Source organism: Actinoplanes sp. GCM10030250, assembly GCF_042666575.1.
Lineage (GTDB): Bacteria > Actinomycetota > Actinomycetes > Mycobacteriales > Micromonosporaceae > Actinoplanes.
The window spans coordinates 17,463-37,647 of record NZ_JBHTDO010000021.1; the positions used below are offsets into that span (position 1 = coordinate 17,463).

Consider the following 20,185-nt stretch of genomic DNA (forward strand, 5'->3'; position numbering starts at 1 on the left):
GACCATCACGCGATGGCGCTCGACGAGGACCTGGCCGGCCGGGTGCGGGAGCTGCTCGAACCCCGGGACGGCACGACCAGCGTCCGGATGTTCGGCGGGCTCGCCTGGCTGGTGCACGGCAACATGGCGGTGGTCGTCCGGGGTAAGGGCGGCCTGATGATCCGGGCCGACCCCGCCGACGTCGACGACCTGCTCGCCGAGGAGGGCACCGCGCCGACGATCATGCGCGGCCGGCCGATGCGGGGCTGGCTCACGGTGACCTCCGAGGCCTGCAGCACACCGCCGGTGCTGGCCGCGTGGGTGGAGCGGGGCGTGGGGTATGCCTCCTCGCTGCCGCCCAAATAGGTGGAAAATCCTTGTCTAACCCACTGTGTGCTCCGAGCGCGCGCCGCGAGGCAGGACGCGCCGCAGCAGGGGCCAGACCAGGATGAGCACGACAACGGCATAGATCAGGTACGACAGAGCACCCCCCAGCAGCCCGGACAGTTCCCCACCGGAGAGCTGGAGCGCCATCCGCGCCTGGCGTTCGGCGATCGGCCCGAGGATCACGCCGACGATGAGCGGCAGCACGGGCAGGCCGAACCGGCGCATCGCGAAGCCGAGCAGACCGAGGGTGAGCAGCAGGAACAGGTCGAAGGGCTGGGCGTTCACGGCGTAGGCGCCCATCGAGGCGAAGAACACGATCCCCGCGTACAGATAGGGCCGGGGGATGCGCAGCAGCTTGGCCCAGACCGGCGCCAGCGGCAGGTTGAGCACCAGCAGCATCAGGTTCCCGACGAACAGGCTGGCGATCAGCGTCCAGACCAGGGCCGACTCGCGTTCCAGCAGCAGCGGCCCGGGCTGGATCCCGTAGGTCTGGAACGCCGCCAGCATCACCGCCGCCGTCGCGTTGGTGGGAAGACCAAGAGCCAGCATGGGTACGAGAGTTCCCGCCGCCGACGCGTTGTTGGCCGCCTCCGGCCCTGCCACCCCTTCGATGGCACCCTTGCCGAACTCCTCCGGACGGCGGCTGAGCTTCTTCTCCAGCGTGTACGACAGGAAGGTCGGTATCTCCGCCCCACCGGCCGGCATGACACCGAACGGAAAGCCCAGGGCGGTACCGCGCAGCCACGGCTTCCAGGAGCGGCGCCAATCCTCACGCCCGAGCCACGGCTGACCGACAGGGATCACCTCGGTGCTGCGCCGGCGCAGATGGGCGGCCACCCACAGGGTCTCGCCGACGGCGAAGATGCCGACCGCCACCACGATCACGTCGATGCCGTCGGCCAGCTGGGGGAGGTCCAGGGTGAGCCGCTGCTGGCCGGTCACCTTGTCGATGCCGATCAGCCCGATGACCAGGCCGAGCAGCAGGGCGGCGAACCCGCGGACCCGGGACGGGCCGAGCACCGCGCTGACCGCGATGAAGCCGAGCACCATGATGGCCAGGTAGTCGGGGGCGCCGAGGTCGATGGCGAACGCCACCATCAACGGGGTGATGAGCACCAGAAGCGTGGTGCCGATCAGGCCGGCGACGAACGAGCCGATGGCGGCGGTGGCCAGGGCCTGCGCGGCCCGTCCGGCCCGGGCCATCTTGTTGCCCTCGATCGCGGTCACCACCGACGACGATTCGCCGGGTGTGTTGAGCAGGATCGAGGTGGTGGAGCCGCCGTACATGCCGCCGTAGAAGATGCCGGCGAACATGATGAACGCCTGGACGGGTTCCAGGCCGTAGGTGAGCGGGAGCAGGAGCGCGACGGTCATCGCCGAGCCGATGCCGGGCAGCACCCCCACGGCGGTGCCGACCGTGACGCCGATGAGGGCGAGGAGCAGGTTCATCGGCGTCAGGACGGCGGCGAGCCCGTCGAGCAGCTGGGTCAGGTCGTCGATCACAGGATTCCTTGCAGTACTCCGGCGGGCAGGCTCACACCGAGCCCGATCGCGAACCCGTAGAAGGTGATCAGAGCCAGAGCCACCGCCACGGCGGCGGTGAGCAGGTGGCGGCGGGCGCCGAGCGCGAAGGCGGCCGACCAGAACAGCAGCGATCCGCTGATCACCCAGCCGAGCGGTTCGATGAGCAGGGCGTTCACCGCGAACGCGGCGGACACCAGCAGCACGGTGCGCCAGTCGATCGGCGAGGTCGGGTCGACGTCCTCGCCGCCTTCCGGCTCACCGCGGCCGCCGCGGGCCACGTCGGCGGCGTAGACCGCGGCGACGATCAGCAGCAGGGCGCCGAGCAGGATCGGCACCGGCCGCGGGCCGATCGGGTCGTTGCTGCTGGTGGCCTGTCCGGTGCCCAGGGCGTCGGCGATGACCAGGAGGCCCAGTACGGCGAGGAAGGCGCACATGCCGTACTGGGCGCGGTCGGCGCGGTCCGCGACCGGCGCCGGTGCGGGGGCCGGCTCGGTCACGTCAGGCCGAGACCGGTGAGGATGTCGGCGACGGCCTTGTCCTGCTCGGTGAGGAACGTGCCGAACTGCTCGCCGGTGACGAACGCGTCGGTCCAGCCGTGCTTGGTCAGCTCGGCCTTCCAGGCCTCGGTGGCGTGCATCTTGGTGAGCACGTCGATCCAGGTCTGCCGGTCGGCGGCGGGGATCTCCGGCGGTGCGACGATGCCGCGCCAGTTGGTGAAGATCAGGTCGATGCCGGACTCCTTGAGCGTCGGCACCTCGGTGACTGCCGCGATGCGCTGCTCGCTGGTGACCGCGAGGACCCGTACCTGTCCGGCCTCGACCTGGTCCAGGAACTCGCCGACCCCGCTCGCCCCGAAGGCGATCTTGCCGCCGAGCACGGCCGGCAGCAGTTCGCCGCCACCGTCGTACGAGACGAAGTTGACCTGCCGGGGGTCGATGCCGACGGTCTTGGCGAGTTGCATGGGCAGCAGGTGGTCCGGGCCGCCGGGGGAGGATCCGCCGCCTACGGCGACCTTCTTCGGGTCGGCTTTCCAGGCGGTGACGAGGTCGCCGATCGTCTGATACGGCGATTCCTTCGGTACGACGATCGCGCCGGGCTCCTCGATCACCTTGGCGAGCGGAGTCGTCTGGGTCAGCTTCGCCGGTGACTTCTGGGTGTAGGAGGCACCGACCACGCCGAGCCCCATCTGCATGGCGAGTTTGCCGTTGCCCTTCTCGTTGACCATGCGCTGGAGGCCGACAGTGCCGCCGGCACCGGAGAGGTTGAACACCTCGACCCCGGAGGCGATCCGGTCGTCCTCCATGATCTTGGCGATGCTGCGGGCGGTGGTGTCGTAGCCGCCACCCGGGCTGTTCGGCACCATCAGGCGCAGGTCAGCGACGGGCCCGCCGCCGGCGGTGCCGCTGTTGTCGTCCGCGGTGGCGCCGCACGCGCTCGCCCCCAGTAGCGACGTGGCGGCTGCCACGCCGAGGAGTGCCCTGGTCAGAGATTTCATCGCGGTTTCTCTTTCGTTTCCTCGTTGTCCGGCGCGATGATGGTGGCCCTCCGGCGGGTGCCGGGTCTGCGTTATGACACCAATGGAGGTTGAGTTCATTGTGGTCGTGACCACCCGACGGACCACGCTGGCCGGCCAGCTCCTCGCGCTCCAGGTAACGATCATCGTGATCGTGCTGGTGGCGGTCGCGGCCCTGTCGCTGGCGCAGTCCGCCGCGACGTTCAGCCGGGTCGAGGGGCGGCGGGTGGCCGCGCTGGCCGAGCAGCTCGCCGACAATCCGCTGGTGCGCGCGCAGTTGGGGCAGCCCGCTCCGGGGGAGGCCTTGGCACCGCTGGTGCAGACCACCCGTACCCAATCGGGTGTCACCTCGGTGACCGTCGCCGACGCCCGCGGCGTCGTGATCAGCTCGACCAACCCGACGCTGATCCGTTCCGGACTGCCGCTCGGCGACCCCGGCGTGGCCGAGGGCCGCGGCTGGTCCGGCGAGCTGGCGGTCGACGGCGCGCGGGAACTCGTCGCCCAGGTGCCGGTCCTGAGCGCCGAACCCGGCGACCTCGGCCGGCGGCTCGGCACCGTGATGATCGGTGAGCTGTCGCCGACGATCTGGCAGCGCGCCCGTAACGCCTCCGGCAACCTGGTCATCTATCTCGGCGTCGCCAGCCTGGTCGGGCTGCTCGGCTCGTGGCTGCTGGCGCGCCGGATCAAGCGGCAGACGTTCGGGCTGGAGCCGCGGGAGATCGCCGGGCTGGCCGAGCACCGTGAGGCGATGCTCTACGGCATCGCCGAGGGTGTCATCGCGCTCGATCCGCAGGACCGCGTCACCCTGGTGAACGCGGTCGGCCGCACGCTGCTCGACCTGCCTGAGGACTGTGTCGGGCGGAGCCTGGCCGAGCTGGGCGTCGACGAGGGCCGGCTGCGAGATGTGCTGACCGGCGGCGACCGCGACGAGGTGGTGGTGCGCCGTGGCCGGGTCCTGGTGATGAACCGGATGACGGTCACCAAGGACGGCCGCCGGTTCGGATCGGTCACCACCCTGCGCGACCGTACCGAGCTGGCGCAGCTGGAGCGCGAGATGGGCTCGTTCCGCAGTTCGACGGAGCTGCTGCGGGCGCAGGCGCACGAGTTCGCGAACCAGCTGCACACCATCTCCGGTCTTATTCAGATCCGGGAGTACGACGAGGTCGTCGGTTACGTCGACGCGCTCGCCCGGCACCGCGAGTCCCTCGACCTGACCCTGACCAGCCGGGTGCACGACACGGCCGTGGCGGCGTTGCTTATGGCGAAGTCGGCGCAGGCCGCCGAGCGCCGGGTGCGGCTGCGCATCTCCGGGCGTACCCATCTGGACCGCCTGGCGTCGGTGGACTCGGCGGACATCGCCACGGTGGTCGGCAACCTCGTCGACAACGCGGTCGATGCCGCGGCGGCCACCGTCCCCGGCCGCGAGCCGTGGGTGGAGGTGGAGCTGCGGCAGGACACCACGGCCGTGGAGATCGTGGTCCGCGACTCCGGGCCGGGTGTCGCGCCGGACCTCGCGCAGGAGGTGTTCTCCCACGGCTTCACCACCAAGGCGGCCCAGGGTGGTGAGCGCGGCATCGGGCTGGCGCTGACCCGGCTGGTCTGCAAACGTCACGGTGGCGAGGTCGCTGTGTCGAACACCGCCGACGGCGCCGTGTTCACCGCCCGCCTCACCGTGGGCCGGTCCGTGCCGCAGCCGGCCGCCGCCACCGTCCGAAAGGTACCGTCATGATCGACGTGCTGGTGGTGGACGACGACTTCATGGTGTCCCGGATCCATCGCGGTTTCGTCGAGCAGGTGCCCGGCTTCCGGGTCGTCGGCACCGCGCACACCGGCCAGGAGGCCCTCGACCTGACCCGTGACCTGGCCCCCGGCCTGCTGCTGCTCGACCTCTACCTGCCCGACATGTTCGGGCTCGACGTGATCGCGCGGCTGCGCACCGCCGGGCACGACTGCGACATCCTGGTCATCACCGCCGCCAAGGAGGCCGACGCGGTCCGCGGCGCGGTGCGGCAGGGCGTCGTCAACTACCTGCTGAAACCGTTCGGCGTCGACGACCTGCGGCGGCGCCTGGAGCAGTACGCGGGACGCCGCAGCGGCCTGGACGCCGCCGAGGTCCGCAACCAGGCCGACGTCGACCGGGTCCTCGCCCGGGCGGCGGCGCCCAGCGCGGCTGCCGTCCTGCCCAAGGGCCTGAGCGCTGAGACGGCCCGCCTCGTCGAACAGGCCCTGCGCGCGGCTGCGGAGACCATGTCGGCGGCGGAGTGCGCGGACCGGATCGGGATCTCCCGGGTCAGCGCCCGCCGCTACCTGGAGCACCTGCGCGACACCGGCCAGGCCGAGGTCAGCCTGCGGTACGCGGTCCCCGGCCGCCCGGAGCACCGCTACCGGTGGGTCACGGCCTAGGGCGTGGTTCACAAGGGATGGCCGGGCTGCGGAGAGGCCCAGCGGCCAGACGACACCTGGACCTCGCCTCGCTCCGACCCCCTGGTGAACCACGCCCTAGCGGTTCACCAGTCGAACTCGGGGCCCCGTACCGTCCCGCCGGGTAGCAGCGGCCGGCCGGTGTAGGTCCAGGTCTCGACGACGACGTAGCGCTGCCCGCGCGGTGCCTGCAGCTCGACCGGGCCGCAGCTGTGCCGGAGGCTGAAATCGGTGAACATCAGGCCGTCGCAGTTGTGTGGCCCGGCGACGATCTCGTCGGAGTCGGCGTCGCGCACGGTCAGGGAGATGTCGGCCTGGATGCCTGGCGGCGCCTCCATCTGGCCCATCACCCGGATCCGGGGACCGAGGGCGTGACAGGGCCGGGCCAGCAGCGGGTGGCCGAGGTCCCAGGTGTACTGCTCGCCGCACTTCCAGGCGCTGAACTCCACCGAGCCGCCGGCACCGCCGGGTCCCACGGTGGCACCGACGCCGACCGGTCCGGCGGTGACACCCGCCCGGGTCGGCCGGGGCGTCACTCCGGCCTCGACGCCGGTCGAGGCGGCGGATCGGCCGGCCGGCGGCGGCAGCGGCGGGATGCCGCCGGAGCCACTGCCGATGCCGGCGGCCGTGACCGGCGGGGCGGACAGCGAGCCGGCCGCCGACGGTGCCGGCTGGAGGACGGGGGCGGCGACCGTACCCTCGCCGAGCTGCGGCTGCGTGGTGGCGGTCGAGGGTGCCGTCTCGGCGTCGCGCAGCTGCCAGGCGCCGTAACCACCCGCGGTGGCGGCGAGCGAGCCGGCCAGCAGGGCCACCACAAAACCGTGCCGGCCCCAGAGCCAGCTGCGGGGACCGTTGCGGTGCGGCTTGCGGGCTGAGCGTACGACCGACGGATGCGCCGGCTTCGGAATCTCCGCGAGCAGCCCCTGCGGCTCGGTCACCACGGAGTCCGACGGTGCCGGAAGGGCCGGGACGCCGGCCGTCCGGCGGGCCAGTTCGCGCAGCGTGTCGTGCAGGTCAGCGGCCGTCGGCCGCCGCTGCGGGTCCTTGTCGAGGCACTCCTCGATGACCGTCCACACCTCGTCGGGCATCCCGGCCGGTCGCGGCGCGGGATTGTTGAGATGGCCCTGCAGCACCGCGAACGGCTCACCGACGTACGGCGTGTGGCCGCAGACCAGCTCGTAGAGCGTGATGCCGAGCGCGTAGACGTCGGCCGAGGGCGCCGCGTCACCCCCGCTGACCGTCTCGGGCGCCATGTAGTGCGGCGTACCGATGATCGCGTGCGGGGTGGTGAGACCGGCCGCGTCGAGGACCCGGGCGATGCCGAAGTCGGTCAGGCGTACCTCCGCGTCGTCGCCGGCCCCGCTCAGCAGGATGTTGTCCGGTTTGACGTCGCGGTGCACCACGCCGAGCGCGTGGGTCTCGGCCAGCGCCGACGCGACCTGCGCCAGGAGCCGGGAGACCTCGGCGGCGGGCAGCGTGCCGGCCGCGCGGAGCCGTTCCCGCAGGCTGCCGCCGGCCACGAAGTCCATGACCAGGCCGATGGACTCGCCGACGCTGAACAGGTCCCGTACGCCCACGATGTGCTCGTGCCGCACCATCATCAGGATGGTCCGCTCCTGCACGAAGCGGGTGACCAGCTTGGGTTGCCGCAGCAGGCCCTCGTGCAGCAGCTTGACGGCGACCTGCTCGCCGGTGGACCGGTTGATGCCACGCCACACCGTTCCGGTGGCGCCCTGCCCCACCGGGCAGACCAGGATGTACGAGCTGCCGACGCAGCGGCCGCTGAGATCGACGGTGCCGGGCTGCTCAAGACCGGGTACGGAGCCGTTGAGGGATAGGGGTGGCTGCACGTGTTCGCCGTGTCCTTTCTTCGCCGAGACGACGGGGATCGAAGCGACGCTGATCGTCACGGCACCCGGCGCCGATGGCAACGTCCGAGCGCCCGATCTGCCAGGAACCGTCAGGCTTGTCGGGAACGCGTCACCCTGCGGCATCCGGCTCGTTACTGCCCGCATCCGGCCCCGTGGTGCCATCCGGCGTAGGCGGTCCATCGGCGGGTATCGACATCGCAGGGCCGAGCCGAGAGGCGGGTATCGACATCGGCACGGCCGAGCCGAGACAGGAGACCGCGATGGCCGCCAAGGAGCCGCCGGAGATCGCCCGGGCCGCCGTGGCGGCCGGGGCGAAGAAGACCCAGCTGCGCTGGGACAAGACGCTCGTGGGATCGTTCCTCGCCGGCGCGTACATCGCCTTCGGCGGGCTGGTCGCCATCACCGTGTCGGCCGGGCTCGACCCGGAGATCTGGGGCAGCCTGCCGACGCTGTTCACCGGGGCGGCGTTCACGCTGGGCCTGGTGCTCGTCCTGATCGCCGGGTCCCACCTGCTCACCGGCAACATGCTGCTGGTGCCGATCAGCGCGATGGGCGGCCGGATCTCCTGGGGCGACGTCCTGCGTAACTTTCTGCTGGTGCTGATCGGCAACCTGGCCGGTGCCGTGTTCGTCGCGTTCTTCTTCGCGGTGCAGACCGGCGTCGTCGGCGACGTCGGCAGCGAGGCGGGCACCCCGGGTGCGCTCGCCTACGAACGGCTCGCGGTGATCGCCGAGGCGAAGGGCCTGCACGAGAGCAACTGGCAGATCTTCCTGCGCGCGGTCGGCTGCAACTGGCTGGTGTGCCTCGCGGTGTGGATCGCGCTGGCCTCGGACGCCGTCTCCGGCAAGATCCTCGGCATCTTCTTCCCCATCATGGCGTTCGTGGCGATGGGTTTCGACCACCTGATCGCCAACATGTTCTTCCTGCCCGCGGCGATCTTCGCCGGGGTTCCGGGTATCGGCTGGGACGACACGCTGCGCAACTGGGTCCTGGCGTTCGCCGGCAACCTCGTCGGCGCTGTCGTGTTCGTCGCCACCACGTACTGGTATCTGTACCTGCGGGACGAGCGGTCAGTGGTTGAACGAGCCGGGTGACGCCCCGGCGTGCCGCTGTTCCTTCACCCGGTACATCCTGGCGTCGGCCTCGGCCAGGGCGCCGATCACACCGTGCTGCGGGTCGGCGCAGACCCAGCCGACGGAGGCCGAGACCCCCGCGGCGTCGAGGTGGGCGTGCAGCCGCGCGATGATCGCCTCGGCGTCGACCTGATCGCAGTCGGTCAGCAGCAGCCCGAACTCGTCGCCGCCGAGGCGGGCGACGATGTCGGAGTCGCGCAGCGCGCCCCGCACGGCGTCGGCCGCGGCGCACAGGTACGCGTCGCCGGCGGCACGACCGAGCGTGTCGTTGACGGCCTTGAGCCCGTCGAGGTCGAGAACCGCCATCACTGTGGGATCGGCGAGGCGCTGGTAGGCCGCCTGCGCGCGGTCGACGGCGCGTTGCCAGCCGCGCCGGTTCGGCAGGCCGGTGAGCTCGTCGGTGTCGGCGTTGAGCTGTTCCATCAGCAGCGCGTTGGTGAAGCGGTCCTGGGCGCGGTCGGCTGCCAGGGCCGTGGTGAGGACCCTGCCGAGCAGGACGAGCAGCGGCTCGGCGTCAGCCACCCGCGGGTCACCGGCGTGTGCCTGCGGGTCGAGGCCGCAGATGGCGCCGAACAGCGAGCCGTCGGGTTCGGTGATGGCAGCTCCGGCGTAGGTGCCGATGGGGATGACGGTGTTGATCGCGGCCGCGGCGTAGACCGGCACCGCCTGGGCGTCACCGGCGACGGCCGGTGCGTTTCCGGCCGCCATGTGCACGCAGAAGCTGTCCTCCCAGGCGTGACTCTCGCCCTGCCGGAGGCCGTAGCCGTTGTCGGCGTCGAGATAGAGGTAGGTCTGCCTGCCGTTCTCGACGCGGGTCACGGCCCAGAAGGCCAGGGGTATCTGCTCGTGCAGATGGTTCAGGACGAGCTGGGCGGTGTATTCGAACGCCGCCGCCGGAGGCAGCGGAACCTGCGACGGCGGTGACGGTGGCAGTGGCGGCGGCGATGGCGATGGCGATGGCGATGGCTGTTCCACCACGGACAGGACCGCTGTGGCGTCGGCGGGCAGGGTGAAGGTGAACCGGGAGCCCGTACCGTTCGGGTTGGCGGTGGCGGTGATGCTTCCGCCGTGGCGCTCCACGATGCGTTTGCAGATGCCCAGGCCGAGGCCGGTTCCGGTGTAGCCGGCGCCGGGGTGCGCGCGGTGGAAGTTGTCGAAGATGCCGGACTGCTGGCCGGGCGGGATACCGATGCCGTTGTCGTCGATGATCACCGAGACCAGCCCGCCGGCGGGTTCGGTGCTGATCCGCAGCTCGGGGACGACCCCGGCCGCTGTGTACTTGACGGCGTTGCTGACCAGGTTGTCCAGCAGCTGCCGGACCAGCACGGGATCGGCGTGCACCGGCTGCAGGTCGCCGATGTGGAAGACCGGCACCGGCTTGCCGGCGCTCTGCGCCTGATCGATCCGGGCGATCGCGATGTCGCCGGCCGTCTCGTTGAGGTCGATCATGGTGGGGTGGACCGCGGCGTCACGGGCGGTGGTGTACGCCAGCAGGTCGTTGATCAGATCGTTCATGCGGGTGGCGGCCCGCCGGATCCGCACCAGCCCCGCGGCTGCATCGGCCGCGTCCGGGTGTGACGAGCCGCCCTCGAACGTCTCGGTCAGGGACTCGGTCCACCCCTGGATCGTGGCCAGCGGGTTGAGCAGGTCGTGGGCGACCACTCCGGCGAACGCGGCCAGTTCGTCGCGGTGCCGGCGCTCGGCGGTGACGTCGTGGAAGACGGTGACCGCGCACCGCGGGCCGTCCAGGCCGGCCGGAAGCAGCGTGGAGCTGACGCTCAGGATGCGGCCCTCCGGCAGGCCCGGGTTGCGGACGAGCACATCCATGTTCCGCACGTCGGTGCCGGCGAAAGCCTGACGGTAGGGCATCTCGCCGGGAAGCAGCGGCGAACCGTCGGGGTGGAGCAGGCCGTAGTGATCGGGTTGCGCCATCCGGTCGGTCGAGCTCACCACACCACCGAGCAGATCCCGTACGGCCGGATTGCGCAACAGGAACCGGCCCTGCTCGTCGATCACGGTGAGACCCTCGCTCATCGAATCGACGATGGCGCCCATCATCGCGTTCTGCCGTGCGGTGGCCTGCTGCGCGGCGCGCAACTCGCGGAACAGGTTGATCCGTTCGTCACGGCCCAGGGCGAGAGCCAGCCCGACCACGGCGATCATGCCCACGAACACCTGTGCCACCAGAGCCCTCGCGGCATGGGAGTGGATCTGCGCGAACACGCCGTTGCCGTTGAGCGTGAAGAGCACCGCGACCGAGCCGAAGACCAGATCGTGTACGACGACGAAGACGGTGTGCAGCCGCGAGCCGGCCCAGATGGTCATGCCGATCACCGTGAACGCCAGCGGCAGCGACTCGTTGAGCCGGAACACGGCGGTGTAGGCGGCCGCGGACAGCACCACCACAGCGACGTACTCGAAGGCGCGGCCGTCCGACGGCGCCCGCCACAGCCGGCCGGTCGGGCGCAGGCTGAGGAGGTGCCCGATGCGGATCCCGGCGACGCCGATCAGCAGGATGCTCACCGTGTTGCGGGTCAGCCACACCGCGGTGGCCTGCCACGAGTAGGTGCCGCTCACCGCCCACACGCCGGTCGGGCCGATCAGCGCGCCACCGGCGGTGCTCAGGAACGCCGCCGCGACCAGGTGCCACAGCTCGTTGATCCGGCCCAGGGGCTGGTCACCGCCCGCACCCCACAGCTGCGGCATCCAGCGCCGGAACAGGTGGGCGAACATCCACGCCTGCGCCACGTTGGCCACCACGAACCAGCCCGCGAGAAGGGCGGGCGTGCCGGTCACCATGTTGACGGCGACGGTCACGGCGGTCAGCGCGACGACGTCCAGTGCCCGCCACGGCGAGGTGTACTGGAGCAGGAACCACACGGCGGACACACCCGCCGCGGGCCAGACCAGGCTCAGGTTGGTCTGGTCCATCACCGTCAACCGGCCCGCATACGTCGCGACCAGGTACAGGGCGGTGAACAGAAGGGTTCGTGCCACCGACGCGCGAAAGCTCACGACACCCTCTGCGCGGGCCGCTGCCGCCGTTCGGTGGGTACCCGGACGGTGAAGGTGGTGACCTCGCCCGGCTCGTCGACGGTGATGGTGCCGGCGTGCTGATCGACGATCGCCCGAGCCAGGGTGAGTCCCAGGCCAGTTCCGGGGATGCCCCGGTGACGGGCGTCGTCCCCGCGGAAGAACAGGTCGAACAGCCGGTCGCGTTCGTCGGCGCGGATCCGCGGGCCGGTGTTCGACACCGTCAGGAGCGTGTCGCTGTCGTCGGTGCCCAGCCGGACGTCCACGACCGAACCGTCGGCGGCCCATGCCAGCGCGTTGGCGAGCAGTTCGTCAGCGACCTGCCGCAGCCGGTGCGGGTCGCCCTCGATCATCGCGCTGTCCGGAGCGTGAACATCGATCCGGTGCGCACCGTCGCTGTCGCGCGCGGCGTCCGCGGCGGTGCGCACCACCGGCACCAGATCCATCGGCTGACGGCGCACGTCGAGGTGCCCGGCCCGCATGCTCGCCACGTCGAGGAGCTTGGCGATGACCGCGCGCAGGCCCGCCGCGTTGCGCTGGATGGCCGCGAGCATGTGGCACTGGTCCTCGGTCAGGCCGGCCTCGTCGAGCAGCAGGTCGGTGTACGACTGGATGCTCGTCAGCGGTGTGCGCAGCTCATGGCCGACGAGGGCCAGATACTGGTCGTGGGCGCGGTCGAGCTCGGCGGACAGCGCCTCGGCGCGGCGGCGCACGAGGAACTCGCCCAGCTGGGGCGCGATCCCAGTGACGATCTCGTTGCGCACGTCCTCGGGCATCTCGATCGTCTCGCTGTAGCAGACCAGTACCCCGAGCACGTGCGGGCCGCTCGGCACCGGAACCGCCAGAGCGGTGTGCAGCGGCCCCCAGTCGCCGTCGCGGCAGGCGTCGTCGGCCCGCAGGTCCGGCACCCAGACCGGCTGCCTGTCGCGGCAGGCACGTTCCGGCAGCCCGGCGGCGGGGGCCGGGTCGGCCAGGTCACGGACGGGATCCGCCCAGCGACTGACGCGGCGCAGCATCCGGGCGTCGTCGTCGTAGCGCCAGAACTCGACGGCCTCCCATCCGATCAGAGAGCCGATCAACGCGCCCGCGGTGCCGAGGAACTCATCGCCGGGCAGCGAGTCGGCGATCAGCCGGGCGATTGCCAGCTCGCACTCCTGGAAGCCGGCCGCCCGGCGGTGCGCGGTGATGTCGTGGATGGCCACCACTGCCGCCATGCCGTGCTGACCGGAGACGGGACGGCCGTTGACCCGGTAGATCCGTTGCGGCCGCCCCGGAACACGCCGGACGACCTCGGCGTCGCGGACACGTTCCCCGCGCAGGGCACGCAGCAGCGGCAGATCCTCGCCGATCGGACGGCCGTCAGCATGGTGCAGGTGCAGCCGTGACCCCCACTCGGCCGCCGTCATCTCCTCGATGTGCGGGCCGATCAGCTCGCGTGCCACGTCGTTGAACACGACCGGCCGCCCGTCCTCGTCGCTGCCGACGACGGCGGCCTCCAGGCTGTCGACGACCGCCTGCAATGTCTCCTTGCGCCGTTGCAGCCGGCGCCGGGCGAAGAGTTCCGCCTCCATCTGCTTCGTACGCAGGCGCAGTTCGCTGGCGAGCTGCTCGGTCTCGGTGCCGGCCTCGCGGGCGCGCACATACGAGGTGACGTCCTCGCTGCGGTGCACGATCCAGCACAGCGTCCCGTCCGGGCCGAAGACCGGCGCGTTGACCGGTGCCCAGTAGCGCACGTCGAAGCCGCCGCCCGGCTGGGGGATGTCGTACCTCTGGATCTCCATCACGTCGGTGACCCGGTCGTGGAGGACCCGGCGCAGCGAGGCGTTCCACATCCGCACACCGCTTGCGCGCGGGTCGTCCGGATTGTCGGGGAAGGCGGCGAAGACCGGCTTGCCCACGAGTTCCTGGCGGGCACGCATGGTGGCCGCCAGGTAGGCGTCGTTCGCCTCGACGATCACCAGTTCCGGGTCGAGGACCACGAAAGCGGTCGGTGCACCACGGAACAAAGCCTGATAATCGACCGTGCCGGACATATCGGCCACCGCACCAGACTAGCCCGGCGGGCGCGCACCTCAGGGGGTTACGGGCAAGCCGCCGGTTCCCGCCCGTCGCCGTACTCGCCCGCCAGCACCTTCTCCACGCAGGCGAGCAACTCCTTCGGCGTGAACGGCTTGAGCAGCACCGCGGTGACCTGGCCCTGAACGGGGCGCGGGTCACCGGGAGTCAGGCTGCCGCTCACGAAGATCACCGGCAGCTTCCCGGACTCCGGATCCCGGCGGATCGCCTGCGACATCTCGACCCCGGACATGACCGGCATGTCGATGTCGCTGATCACCAGGTCGGGCTGGTGCTTCCGGACGGCTTGCAGCCCCGCTGCCCCGTCGGCCGCTTCGACCACGGTGTGCCCGGCGCGTTTCAGGACCCGCACCAGGATGTCCCGGATGTCGACCTGGTCCTCGACCGCCACGATCAGTGCCACCGGCTCACCACTTCCCTCGTCAGCTTCGCGAGGGACGCTATTGGTCAGCGGCCCTCACCCCTGGCGGGTAGGCCGTTCGGCTCGGTGAGTTCCACCGATCGGGTCACAGAACTTGGTGCGTTCCCGATCGGGTCACAGAAGCAGGTTCAGGACGACGGTGCCCACGACCGAGAGAAGCACCGACACGAGCAGCATGATCAGGCAGCCGGCCGAGCCCCCGAGAAACCGGACTTCAGTGTTTCCCATACGCATGGGGCCCGGTTACCCGGAAACGCGCCGACGATGTACGCCGATGTGCCCGTGCGGCGGCGAGGGCACCTCTCGGTGCCCTCGCCGCTGACTCCCGGGCTCACCCCCGGGTGCAGGTGGCCCCGTTCAACGTGAATGTGGACGGTGCGGTGAAGCTGCCGCTGTAGGTGCCCTGGAACCCGAAGGTGGCGCTGCTGCCGGCCGCGACGCTGCCGTTGTAGGCGACGTTGCGGGCGGTGACGGCTCCGGACGTACCGGTCAGGGTGGCGCCCCAGGAGTTGGTCACCGATTGGCCGGAGGGCAGCGTGAACCCGAGGTTCCAGCCGTTGATCGCCGCGGTGCCGGTGTTGGCCACCGTGACGTTGGCGGTGAACCCGCTGCTCCAGACGTTGGTCGCGTAGCTGACGCGGCAGGAGGCGGTACCGGCCGGCGGGTTCGACGGCGGGTTCGACGGAGAGGTGGGCGGTGTCGTGGTGGTGCCGCCGCCGTTGACCGTCGCGCTGAAGCTGTTCAGCGCGAGGCCGGCGCCGCCGATCCACGGCTCGAACCCGGCCTGGATGCTGGTGAGATACCAGGAGTCGGTGATCGCGCCGCGGTTCTTCACGTCGTTGACGAAGTCCAGGACGCTGAAGCTCCAGCTGGAGATCGGTGACGGGGCCACATAGGAGATCACCGCGTTGGCGCCGTTGCTGCCGCGCCACACCTCCCAGGTGCGCCCGCCGATCGTGGCGGTGCCCACCGCGGAGCCGATCGGCTGGATCGAGCCCTGCCGGTTGAACCAGATCATGATCTCCTGCGCGTTGACCCCGTCGGTGCGCGGTGAGGGGTCGAGCCAGATGTCGAACGACGCGTTGTAGGTGGCACCCGCCACGTACGAGTAGCTGACGCTGCTGGTGGCACTGCTGATCGAGCTCACGCGGATCGGCAGGTTGGTGCCGGGCGAACACCTCGTGTAGTGGCAGCCGTAGTAGACGGCCGGGTACGACACGGGGGCGCCGCTGGTGTTGCCGACGCTCTGCTGGCTGGTGATGGTGAAACCGGTGTTCGTGACGTTGATGCACTGCTCGGCGCTGCCGCCCCACCGGTTGTTCATCGCGACGTAGCGGCCGCCGATGGTGGTGGCGCCGAACGGCTCGCAGATCAGGGTGTCGGCTCGGGCCGGGCCGGCGACGGCGAACGCGGTGAAACCCGCGACGGCGAAGAGAGCGGCGGCGATCAGGGAACGGAGGACACGTCTCATGGAAAGCTCCTCGGGGCCGGGAACCCAGGGGGATGTGGGAGCGCTCCCAAGGGAGGCTACCGCATATAGACAGCCATGAGAAGAAGGGGGCTGGTGTCAGACCGCCGCAATGGTGAACGGGTGGCGCAGCCGGTGCATCGCGACCTCGCCACAGTCCGATGAGGGAGCCGAGGAGCTCTCCTCGGTGATCGGGGGCGCGAGGAACAGGGTCGCGGGCGCCGGAGTGCTCAGCCGCCAGAACCGCAGCGGTCCGAACTCGTCGCCGGCCGCGGGTGCCGCGTGCGGGTTGGTGATCAAGTGATGCCTTCCTGAAAATGAAAAGACGGCCCGCTGAAACCAGTCGGGCCGCCGTGGCAAAGCGCGTGGATCAGATGGGGCGGATGTTCTCCGCCTGCAGGCCCTTGGGTCCCTGGGCGATGTCGAACTCGACCTGCTGGTTCTCCTCGAGGTTACGGAAACCACTCGAGGCGATGTTGGAGTAGTGGGCGAAAACGTCGGCGCCGCCGCCGTCCTGGCTGATGAAGCCGAAGCCCTTTTCGCCGTTGAACCATTTCACGGTACCAGTAGCCATGTCTGCTCCCTCGCAGGCTGACAGAGATCCGCACTGTGCGTTTCCCTCACGCCGCCGCGTTGATGACCCGCGTCGAACCGACACGACAAACGAAAAAAGCGCCTTGATGGGTTTCAGAGAACCATCAGGCGCCGAAAACGTCCACGGAAATCAAAACTGCAACGAGATCACCGTAGCACAGCTGTCCGTGGCCGGCGCGCACGGGAAACGTCGCCCTGCACGCCGGCCGCGACGGAGCTAGTTCGGGACGGTGTCGCCGCCGCCGGTGCGGGCCTGCGCCTGGTCGACACCCTTGTCGATCTGATCGGAGTGCTTGCTACCGGTGCGCTTGTCGGCCTCGTCGCCGGCCTTCTCCAGGCCCTGGTCGACCTGCTTGTCGTGGTCGTCGGCGAAGTCCTTGGCCTTGTCCATGAAACCCATGATTTGTTTCTCCCGTCGTCGACTGTGCGGATTTCCGGGATGGCGGCCGGTAAACCTCCGCGCACGGTGAAAAGGCCTCTGGTGATCCGGGCGGCGGGATGTTTGGATCCGGTGCATGGGTGTTGAAGGCAAGGCTCTGGTGCTGGGTGGCGGTGGCGTCACCGGTGTCGCCTGGGAGATCGGACTACTGCACGGCCTGGCCGAACACGGAGTCGATCTCACCGAGGCCGGGCTGTTCGTCGGCACGTCGGCCGGGTCCTCGGTTGCTGCCCAGGTGCTGTCCGGCGTACCCCTGAAAGATCTTTTCGAAGCGCAGCTGGCCGGTGCCGGCCGGGAGGTGACCGCCCGGATGACCGCCGGCGGCCTGCTGAAGTTCGTGATCGCCGGTGCCTGGCCGGGCGATCCGGCGAAGGGCCGCGCCTGGCTGGGACGTCAGGCAGTGCGGGCCCGCACGATGCCGGAGGCGGAACGGCGCGCGGTGATCGCCGCCCGGATCGGCGACGGCTCCTGGCCGGCGACCCGCCTGCTGATCACGGCGGTCGAGGCCGAGACCGGCGAGGTACGCGTTTTCGACGCCGACAGCGGTGTCTCACTGATCGACGCGGTCGCCGCCAGCTGTGCGGTGCCGCTGACCTGGCCGCCGGTGACGATCAACGGGGTGCGGCACATCGACGGCGGTATCCGTTCGGTCGCGAACGCCGATCTGGCCGCCGGCAACGGTCAGGTCGTGGTGCTCGCTCCGGTCACGCAGTCGGTGCGGCCCTCCGGTCGGCCGGCGGCTCAGGCCGCGGCGCTCGGGCCCGGGGTGCGCAGCGCTGTGGTGTCGCCGGATGCTGCGGCACGCGCTGCCATCGGCCGCAATCCGCTCGATCCGGCGCGACGCCGGCCGGCAGCCGAGGCGGGGCGGGCGCAAGCCGCGACCGAGGCGGAGCGGCTCCGAGCGATCTGGAACTAGAACGCCGCACTCGAAGCCCTCCACCGCTCACGCCCAGCCGGTGGTCCGGCTGGCGCTCAGCGGTGCCTCGCGGCGCAAAAGGCACCGCTCACGGCCAGCCGGGCAGACCGGCTGGCGCTCAGCGGTGCCTTGTGGCCCGAAAGGCACCGCTCACGGCCAGCCGAGTGGTCCGGCTGGGGCTCAGGGGTGACTCGCGACCCCGGGTCAGGGGCGGCCCACGATCAGGCGCAGCGAGCCGAGGAATTCCGGCTGGGTGCGGAGGTGACCGTAGCGGGCATCCCAGGCGCCGGAGTCGAGGTCGGCGCGCAGCCGGTCGACGGCCCGGGTGGCGGCGTCGTCGTCGACGAAACCCCAGGCGGACTGGGCAGCCCGGACCCGCGGGTCGAGGAACCGCTCGGGGCGGGCGTAGTAGGCCTCGGTGAAGCCGTCGACGCAGTCGATCGCGATCGGCACCTCGACGATCTCGGTGTCCGATCCGATCGCGGCCGCGATGCCGGCGATCGGCGGGAACCGGCGGCGTTCGGCGGCGATCAGCTCGGGTACGTACTCGGCGAGCCAGAGCCGGTCGAGGGCGTCACCGTCGAACGTCAGCACCACCACCGGGCCACGGGCGACCCGGCGCAGTTCGGCGAGGCCCCGGGCGGTGTCCGACCACTGGTGCACGGTCACGGTCGCCATCACCGCGTCGAAGGCGTCATCGTCGAACGGCAGGTGCTCGGCGGTGGCGTCCAGGGCGGGTACCGCGGTGGCGGGTCGCTGGGCGCGCATCCGGGCGGAGGGTTCGACGGCCACCACGTAGCGGTCCGCGGGCTCGTAGGAGCCGGCACCGGCCCCGACGTTGAGGACGGTCCGGGCGTCACCCAGCGCATTGTGGATCATTGCGGCTATCCGGGAATCCGGGCGGCGCTGAACTGCGTACCCATGGCCCTTGGTCTCGTAGTCGAAGTCGCCGCCGGCTGTCTTGATCATGCGTCGACGCTAAACCCGCACCCGAGGGTCCGAGTCAACCAACTTGTTGCCTGATGTCCCGCGCGCCTCGCAGCAGCAGAGCACCCACCGTCGCGCTGAGCAGCTGACACGCGCCGATGGCGATCAACAGCACTGCGGCACCGTGTGGCGCCGCAAGCCCGCTGGCCGCCGCACCGGCCGCCGCAGCCGTCACCTTGATCCCCGCGCCGAGCGTGAACACCTGCGTCCGGGCCTCCGGCGGCGCCTCCCGGTTGCGTACGGCGAACAGCGCTACCGTCACCGGCGAGGCGAACAGCCCGGCCAGCGCGAACAGGACAGCCAGCACCCACATGCCCGGCAGGAGCGAGGTCAGCAGGAACGGCACCGTCATCGCCGCCGAGCAGACCACCAGCACCGCCTCCGGCCGGCGGTGAACGATCTCCAGCCGGGTGCAGAGCAGCGAACCCGCCACCCCGCCGGCTGCGGTGATCGACAGAATCAGACCGGTCAGGGCCGGCTGATCCTTGTCGGCCGCGACCAGCGCCGCCGCCAGCGGCAGCGCCCCGAAGCCGATCTGGCTCAGCCCGGAGGCCACCGTGACGGCTCCGAGCCGGCGCCGCCGCACCATCGCGGTCAGCCCGCCGAACAGCGCCACCCGCCACGGCCTGCGCTCCCGTCGCTCGGCCGCGGGCACCGGCAGCGTGAGGAAAAGGGCGGCGCCGACGACGACGAAACCGCCGAGCGCGACCATCGACCAGGCCGGCCCGGCGACTCCGGCAACCAGCGCGGCCAGCGCCGGGCCGGTGATGCCGGCGATGCCGTAGGTGGTCGCGTCCATGGCCAGGGCGCGCGACAGGGTGTTCGGAACCAGTTCGCTCAGCAGGCTGCTCAGGCCGCCGAGCAGCAACGGCGCCAGACATCCGGCGAGGATCAGGGTGGCGGTCGCGGCGAGGGTGTTACGGCCGATCAGAGCCGCGGAGCCGGCCATCGCCACGGCATAGGTCAGGAAGGCGATCACGTACAGCGGCTTGCGGCGGCGGGCGGCGTCCGCGGCGGCGCCCGCGAGCGGCCCGACGACCACGTGCGGGACCATCAGCGCGGCTACGAGCAGGCCGCCGAGAGCGGCGTCTCCCGTACGCTCGAGTGCCAGCAACACGATCGACACCCGGGCGCCCTCGTCGGCGAGCCGGGCGCCGGTCGCGGCCGCCAGATAGCGGGCCAGAACCCGTCCCTCGGATGCCGTTGCTACTGCGGTCACACTCATCCGTGGCGCCCCCGGGAGATCTGCCGCGGCCTTGGCGGCGCGCAGTCAGGATCCGCACAAGACCAATGCATGGGTACGGGGCGCCTGGCCGGTGCCGCTCGAACCGGCCGAGCGCGAGCGCCACGTATGACCGAAGTGGTATGAACTCGGCAGGGACCCCTTCGCCCACACTGAAGCCTGTCTATATAGCCGGCCTGC

Annotated in this window: 18 protein-coding genes; 5 read left to right on the forward strand and 13 right to left on the reverse strand. The window is 70.9% G+C overall.

Going from position 1 to position 20,185, the window contains the following annotated elements:
* Positions 1 to 12 precede the first annotated feature (12 nt).
* On the forward strand, positions 13 to 345 hold the full coding sequence (locus tag ACFQV6_RS25015) for a TfoX/Sxy family protein (RefSeq protein WP_378030012.1): 333 nt from the start codon (positions 13 to 15) through the stop codon (positions 343 to 345).
* 15 nt (positions 346 to 360) lie between these two features.
* Here ACFQV6_RS25015 and ACFQV6_RS25020 read toward each other — a convergent pair whose 3' ends face one another.
* The 3 genes from ACFQV6_RS25020 to ACFQV6_RS25030 are packed head-to-tail and all read right to left on the reverse strand — an operon-like array spanning position 361 to position 3,385.
* Positions 361 to 1,869 carry a tripartite tricarboxylate transporter permease gene (locus ACFQV6_RS25020; protein WP_378030013.1) on the reverse strand — a complete coding sequence of 503 codons (1,509 nt, stop codon included), beginning with the start codon at positions 1,867 to 1,869 and terminating at the stop codon, positions 361 to 363.
* Positions 1,866 to 2,387 (reverse strand): tripartite tricarboxylate transporter TctB family protein, encoded by a 522-nt coding sequence (locus tag ACFQV6_RS25025; protein WP_378030014.1) that lies wholly within the window; start codon positions 2,385 to 2,387, stop codon positions 1,866 to 1,868. The genes ACFQV6_RS25020 and ACFQV6_RS25025 overlap by 4 nt, the downstream gene beginning before the upstream one ends.
* Positions 2,384 to 3,385: a Bug family tripartite tricarboxylate transporter substrate binding protein gene (locus tag ACFQV6_RS25030; protein ID WP_378030015.1), complete on the reverse strand. Its 1,002-nt coding sequence runs from the start codon at positions 3,383 to 3,385 to the stop codon at positions 2,384 to 2,386. The genes ACFQV6_RS25025 and ACFQV6_RS25030 overlap by 4 nt, the downstream gene beginning before the upstream one ends.
* A 106-nt stretch (positions 3,386 to 3,491) precedes the next feature.
* Between ACFQV6_RS25030 and ACFQV6_RS25035 the strand changes: the two genes are divergently transcribed.
* Together ACFQV6_RS25035 and ACFQV6_RS25040 are read left to right on the forward strand one after the other, a co-directional pair.
* Complete coding sequence (locus ACFQV6_RS25035) at positions 3,492 to 5,132, forward strand: ATP-binding protein (RefSeq protein ID WP_378030016.1); 1,641 nt, start codon at positions 3,492 to 3,494, stop codon at positions 5,130 to 5,132.
* Complete coding sequence (locus ACFQV6_RS25040) at positions 5,129 to 5,806, forward strand: response regulator (protein ID WP_378030017.1); 678 nt, start codon at positions 5,129 to 5,131, stop codon at positions 5,804 to 5,806. The genes ACFQV6_RS25035 and ACFQV6_RS25040 overlap by 4 nt, the downstream gene beginning before the upstream one ends.
* A gap of 104 nt (positions 5,807 to 5,910) precedes the next feature.
* On the opposite strand, the gene ACFQV6_RS25045 is transcribed toward ACFQV6_RS25040, so the two are convergent.
* Positions 5,911 to 7,674: a serine/threonine-protein kinase gene (locus ACFQV6_RS25045; protein ID WP_378030018.1), complete on the reverse strand. Its 1,764-nt coding sequence runs from the start codon at positions 7,672 to 7,674 to the stop codon at positions 5,911 to 5,913.
* Positions 7,675 to 7,955: 281 nt separating this feature from the next.
* On the opposite strand from ACFQV6_RS25045, the gene ACFQV6_RS25050 reads away from it, so the two are divergent.
* Positions 7,956 to 8,789, forward strand: a complete 834-nt coding sequence (locus tag ACFQV6_RS25050; protein ID WP_378030019.1) for a formate/nitrite transporter family protein — start codon at positions 7,956 to 7,958, stop codon at positions 8,787 to 8,789.
* Here the strand turns inward: ACFQV6_RS25050 and ACFQV6_RS25055 are convergent.
* The 7 genes from ACFQV6_RS25055 to ACFQV6_RS25085 all read right to left on the reverse strand — a co-directional run bounded on the left by ACFQV6_RS25055 (position 8,766) and on the right by ACFQV6_RS25085 (position 16,820).
* The gene (locus ACFQV6_RS25055; RefSeq protein WP_378030020.1) at positions 8,766 to 11,825 is read right to left on the reverse strand and encodes a diguanylate cyclase domain-containing protein; all 3,060 of its coding nucleotides are present in this window, start codon (positions 11,823 to 11,825) and stop codon (positions 8,766 to 8,768) included. The genes ACFQV6_RS25050 and ACFQV6_RS25055 overlap by 24 nt on opposite strands.
* A 14-nt stretch (positions 11,826 to 11,839) precedes the next feature.
* Entirely contained in the window at positions 11,840 to 13,894 is a 2,055-nt protein-coding gene (locus ACFQV6_RS25060) for an ATP-binding protein (RefSeq protein ID WP_378030135.1), read from the reverse strand.
* Between the two features lie 47 nt (positions 13,895 to 13,941).
* Positions 13,942 to 14,340 carry a response regulator gene (locus tag ACFQV6_RS25065; RefSeq protein WP_378030021.1) on the reverse strand — a complete coding sequence of 133 codons (399 nt, stop codon included), beginning with the start codon at positions 14,338 to 14,340 and terminating at the stop codon, positions 13,942 to 13,944.
* Positions 14,341 to 14,689: 349 nt separating this feature from the next.
* Positions 14,690 to 15,829, reverse strand: coding sequence for a cellulose binding domain-containing protein (locus ACFQV6_RS25070; protein WP_378030022.1), 1,140 nt, complete (start codon positions 15,827 to 15,829; stop codon positions 14,690 to 14,692).
* A gap of 96 nt (positions 15,830 to 15,925) precedes the next feature.
* Positions 15,926 to 16,126, reverse strand: a complete 201-nt coding sequence (locus ACFQV6_RS25075; protein WP_378030023.1) for a hypothetical protein — start codon at positions 16,124 to 16,126, stop codon at positions 15,926 to 15,928.
* Between the two features lie 70 nt (positions 16,127 to 16,196).
* On the reverse strand, positions 16,197 to 16,400 hold the full coding sequence (locus ACFQV6_RS25080; protein ID WP_378030024.1) for a cold-shock protein: 204 nt from the start codon (positions 16,398 to 16,400) through the stop codon (positions 16,197 to 16,199).
* A gap of 237 nt (positions 16,401 to 16,637) precedes the next feature.
* Positions 16,638 to 16,820, reverse strand: a complete 183-nt coding sequence (locus tag ACFQV6_RS25085; protein WP_378030025.1) for an antitoxin — start codon at positions 16,818 to 16,820, stop codon at positions 16,638 to 16,640.
* Between the two features lie 115 nt (positions 16,821 to 16,935).
* On the opposite strand from ACFQV6_RS25085, the gene ACFQV6_RS25090 reads away from it, so the two are divergent.
* Complete coding sequence (locus ACFQV6_RS25090; RefSeq protein ID WP_378030026.1) at positions 16,936 to 17,775, forward strand: patatin-like phospholipase family protein; 840 nt, start codon at positions 16,936 to 16,938, stop codon at positions 17,773 to 17,775.
* A 204-nt stretch (positions 17,776 to 17,979) separates the two neighbouring features.
* Here ACFQV6_RS25090 and ACFQV6_RS25095 read toward each other — a convergent pair whose 3' ends face one another.
* Positions 17,980 to 18,744, reverse strand: coding sequence for a class I SAM-dependent methyltransferase (locus tag ACFQV6_RS25095; protein WP_378030027.1), 765 nt, complete (start codon positions 18,742 to 18,744; stop codon positions 17,980 to 17,982).
* Positions 18,745 to 18,778: 34 nt separating this feature from the next.
* Complete coding sequence (locus ACFQV6_RS25100; protein ID WP_378030028.1) at positions 18,779 to 19,987, reverse strand: MFS transporter; 1,209 nt, start codon at positions 19,985 to 19,987, stop codon at positions 18,779 to 18,781.
* Positions 19,988 to 20,185 lie beyond the last annotated feature (198 nt).